Origin of the sequence: Micromonospora sp. NPDC052213, assembly GCF_040679695.1 — a bacterium.
Taxonomy (GTDB): Bacteria; Actinomycetota; Actinomycetes; order Mycobacteriales; family Micromonosporaceae; genus Micromonospora.
Genome location: NZ_JBFAVI010000285.1, coordinates 1 through 4544 on the forward strand (window position 1 = coordinate 1; position 4544 = coordinate 4544).

The 4544-nt window shown below is 73.5% G+C and carries 4 protein-coding genes; all 4 read left to right on the plus strand.

Going from position 1 to position 4544, the window contains the following annotated elements:
• Nucleotides 1–862, plus strand: an 862-nt coding sequence (locus tag AB0L34_RS32920; RefSeq protein ID WP_363709478.1) for an EAL domain-containing protein, incomplete at its 5' end; no start/stop codon positions are given.
• Nucleotides 863–1055: 193 nt separating this feature from the next.
• A complete protein-coding gene (gatC, locus tag AB0L34_RS32925) occupies nucleotides 1056–1361 on the plus strand; it encodes an Asp-tRNA(Asn)/Glu-tRNA(Gln) amidotransferase subunit GatC (RefSeq protein ID WP_350685712.1) in 306 nt (101 codons plus the stop codon).
• Between the two features lie 67 nt (nucleotides 1362–1428).
• On the plus strand, nucleotides 1429–2904 hold the full coding sequence (gatA, locus tag AB0L34_RS32930) for an Asp-tRNA(Asn)/Glu-tRNA(Gln) amidotransferase subunit GatA (RefSeq protein WP_357453611.1): 1476 nt from the start codon (nucleotides 1429–1431) through the stop codon (nucleotides 2902–2904).
• A 13-nt stretch (nucleotides 2905–2917) separates the two neighbouring features.
• Nucleotides 2918–4411: an Asp-tRNA(Asn)/Glu-tRNA(Gln) amidotransferase subunit GatB gene (gatB, locus tag AB0L34_RS32935; RefSeq protein WP_350704713.1), complete on the plus strand. Its 1494-nt coding sequence runs from the start codon at nucleotides 2918–2920 to the stop codon at nucleotides 4409–4411.
• Nucleotides 4412–4544: the final 133 nt, after the last annotated feature.

Here is a 4544-nt window from a genome sequence, read left to right on the forward strand (position 1 = left end):
CCCGCTGGACGTGGCCCGGCGGCGGGGCGCGGACCCCGGGCCGGCGCGGGGGCGGGACGCGGAGCCGGACCCGGCCGCCGACGCGGGCGAGATCACCATGTACTACCAGCCGCAGGTCGCGATCGCGACCGGTGAGGTGGTCGGCGTGGAGGCGCTGCTGCGCTGGCGGCACCCCCGCCGGGGGATGGTCGACCCGGAGGAGCTGATCCGGGTCGCCGAGCAGAGCGCGGTGATGCGGCTGCTGACCCGGCGGGTGGTGGACGACGTGGTGGAACAGCTCGCCAAGTGGTCGGCCGCCGGGATCGCCCTGCCGGCGGCGCTCAACGTCAGCGTTCGGGACCTGCACACCGGCGAGATCGCCGACCAGATCGCCGACCTGCTCGCCCGGTACGGCGTGCCGCCGCAGCGGCTGCAACTGGAGATCACCGAGGGGGCGCTGATGGCCGACCCCCGCCGGGTGCTGGCCACCATCTCCCGCCTGCACCGGATCGGGGTGGGCATCGCGCTGGACGACTTCGGCACCGGGTACTCGTCGTTGCAGCACCTGCGTCGGCTGCCGCTGTCCGAGGTGAAGGTGGACCGCTCCTTCGTGCTGGGGATGGCCGAGGACGCCGACGACGCGGCGATCGTGCGGTCGACGATCGAGCTGGCCAAGGCGCTCGGGCTGCGGGTGGTCGCCGAGGGCGTGGAGGACGAGCGCACCTGGCGCATGCTGCACGCCGCCGGCTGCGACGCCGCGCAGGGCTGGTTCTACGCCCGGCCGATGCCGGCCGAGGAACTCGTCGCCTGGCTGGCCCGCTACCGCCCGGTCCGCCCGACCCCGAGCGCCGACACGGAGATCCCCCGCCGGCACGCCCGCTGAGCCCACCGCCCGCCGAGCCCGTAGCCGGGATGCCTCTCCCGGGGCGGCGGCCCGGCGCGCCGCGCCCATGGGGGGAGTCGGGGACGCGCCGCCGGGACGGAACAATAGACTCGCTCCGGTCACCGCGCGTCACGCACATCGCCGCGCGGCCGGCACCGGCCCGACCGGCAACACCGTCACGAAGGGGGCACCGATGGCCGCCATCTCCCGCGAGGAGGTCGCGCACCTGGCGCGACTGTCGCGGCTCGCCGTCACGGAGGAGGAGCTGGACACCTTCGCCGGCCAGCTCGACGTGATCCTCCAGGCGGTCGCGCAGGTCGGCGAGGTCACCGCGGCGGACATCCCGCCGACCTCGCACTCGGTGCCGCTGACCAACGTCCTGCGGGACGACGTCGTGGTGCCCGGGCTGACCCCGGAGGAGGCCCTGTCGGGCGCGCCCGACGCCGAGGAGCAGCGGTTCCGCGTACCGCGGATCCTGGACGAGGATGTGGCGTCATGAGCGAGCGGATCACCAGGCCCGGTGTGTCCGGCGCGCAGGACGCCGGTGAGCGAAGCGAGGCGGCGGCATGAGTGACCTGACCAGACTGACCGCGACGGAGATCGCGGGGCTCGTCGCCGCCGGCGAGACCTCCGCCGTCGAGGTCACGCAGGCGCACCTGGACCGGATCGCCGCCGTGGACGACCGGGTGCACGCGTTCCTGCACGTCGACAGCGAGGGCGCGCTCGCCGCCGCCCGCGAGGTGGACGCCCGCCGCGCCGCCGGCGAGGAGCTGGGCCCGCTGGCCGGCGTGCCGGTCGCGGTGAAGGACGTGCTGACCACCAAGGGCGTGCCGACCACCGTCGGGTCGAAGATCCTGGAGGGCTGGCGCCCGCCGTACGACTCGACGATCGTGCAGCGGCTGCGCGCCGCCGGCACGGTGATGCTCGGCAAGACCAACATGGACGAGTTCGCCATGGGCTCCTCCACGGAGTACTCGGCGTACGGCCCGACGCACAACCCGTGGGACCTGAGCCGCATCCCGGGCGGCTCCGGTGGCGGCAGCGCCGCGGCCCTCGCGGCGTACGAGGCGCCGCTGGCGATCGGCTCCGACACCGGCGGCTCGATCCGCCAGCCCGGCGCGGTCACCGGCACCGTCGGCGCGAAGCCGACCTACGGCGGCACCTCCCGCTACGGCCTGGTGGCGTTCTCCTCCTCGCTGGACACCCCCGGCCCCTGCGCACGCACCGTCCTGGACGCCGCGCTGCTGCACGAGGTGATCGGCGGGCACGACCCGCGCGACTCCACCTCGATCCCGCAGCCGGTGCCGGACGTGGTGGCCGCCGCGAGGCGGGGCGCCACCGGCGACCTGACCGGCGTGAAGCTCGGCATCGTCAGCGAGTTCACCGGCGAGGGCGCCGAGCCCGGCGTGCTGGCCGCGTTCCGCGAGTCGGTCGACGCGCTGACCAAGCTGGGCGCCGAGATCGTCGAGGTGTCCTGCCCCCACTTCAAGTACGCGCTGCCGGCGTACTACCTGATCGCCCCGAGCGAGTGCTCCTCCAACCTGGCCCGGTTCGACGGCGTCCGGTTCGGCCTGCGGGTCGGCGACGACGGCAACCGGTCGCTGGAGGAGGTCATGTCGCTGACCCGGGAGGCCGGCTTCGGCCCCGAGGTCAAGCGTCGCATCATGATCGGCACGTACGCGCTCTCGTCGGGCTACTACGACGCCTACTACGGGCAGGCGCAGAAGGTCCGGACCCTGATCACCCGGGACTTCACGGCCGCGTTCGAGAAGGTCGACGCGCTGATCTCGCCGACCACCCCGTTCGTGGCGTTCCCGATCGGGGCGCGCACCTCCGACCCGTACCAGATGTACCTGGCCGACCTGTTCACCATCCCGACCAACCTGTACGGCGGGCCGGGCATCTCGGTGCCGTGCGGGCTCTCCGACGGGCTGCCGGTCGGCTTCCAGATCATGGCCCCGACCATGGCCGACGACCGGATGTACCGGGTCGCCGCGGCGCTGGAGAGCGCGGTCGGCACGTTCACCCCACCGGCACTGTGAGGCAGGAGCTCAGATGACGACGACACTGCCCGCGTACGACGAGGTCGTCGCGCGCTACGAACCGGTGATCGGCCTGGAGACCCACGTCGAGCTGGGCACGAACACCAAGATGTTCTGCGGCTGCCCGACCGACTTCGGTGGCGCGCCGAACACCCGGGTCTGCCCGGTCTGCCTGGGTCTGCCCGGTTCGCTGCCGGTGGCCAACAGGGCCGCCATCGAGGCGACGATCCGGATCGGCCTGGCGCTGAACTGCTCGATCGCCGAGTGGTGCCGGTTCGCCCGGAAGAACTACTTCTACCCGGACATGCCGAAGGACTTCCAGATCAGCCAGTACGACGAGCCGCTGTGCTTCGAGGGCTACCTGGACGTCGAGGTGAACGGCGAACTGGTGCGGATCGGCATCGAGCGGGTGCACCTGGAGGAGGACACCGGCAAGACGCTGCACGTCGGCGGGACGACCGGGCGCATCCACGGCGCCACCGAGTCGCTGGTCGACTACAACCGGGCCGGCATCCCGCTGGTGGAGATCGTCACCAAGCCGGTCCCCGGCACCGGCGCGTTGGCCCCGGAGGTGGCCCGCGCGTACGTCACCGAGCTGCGTGACGTGATCCGCTCGCTGGGCGTCTCCGACGTGCGGATGGAGGAGGGGTCGCTGCGCTGCGACGTCAACACCTCCCTCAACCTGCCCGGCGAGGAGTGGGGCACCCGCACGGAGACCAAGAACGTCAACTCGCTGCGGTCGGTCGAGCGGGCGGTGCGGTCGGAGATCATCCGGCAGGCGTCCGTGCTCGACGCGGGCGGCCGGATCACCCAGGAGACCCGGCACTTCCACGAGGACACCGGTGACACCACGCCCGGCCGGTCCAAGGAGACGGCGACCGACTACCGCTACTTCCCGGAGCCCGACCTGGTGCCGCTCGCACCGGACACCGCCTGGGTCGCCGAGCTGAAGGCCGCCCTGCCCGAGCTGCCCCGGCTGCACCGCCGCCGGCTCCAGGAGCAGTGGGGCCTGTCGGACGCGGACATGCAGTCCGTGCTCAACGCCGGCGCGGTCGAGCTGATCGAGCAGACCGTCGCCGCCGGCGCGTCCCCGGCCGCGGCCCGTAAGTGGTGGCTGGGCGAGCTGTCCCGGCGGGCCAACGAGACCGGCGTGGAGCTGGCCGACGTCGGGGCCACCCCGGCGCAGGTCGCCGAGCTGCAGGGCCTGGTCGACGCCGGCAAGCTCAACGACAAGCTGGCCCGCAGCGTCCTGGAGGGCGTGGTGGCCGGCGAGGGCTCGCCGACCGAGATCATGACCAACCGGGGCCTGGAGGTCGTCTCCGACACCGGCGCGCTCACCGCCGCCGTGGACGAGGCGATCGCGGCCAACCCGGACATCGCCGAGAAGGTGCGCAGCGGCAAGGTCGCCGCGGCCGGCGCACTGGTCGGCGCGGTCATGAAGACCACCCGCGGCCAGGCCGACGCCAAGACCGTCCGCGAGCTGATCCTCTCCCGCCTCGGCGCCTGACCTGCACGAAAGGGCCCCCTCCTGACGCCTTCCGGACAGGAAGGGGCCTGCCCCGCACCACCCGAGCCGCCGCGCACGCCCGACGTGCGCGGCGGCCCCGTACCCGCGCAACCCCCCCCCCCCCCCAACCGGC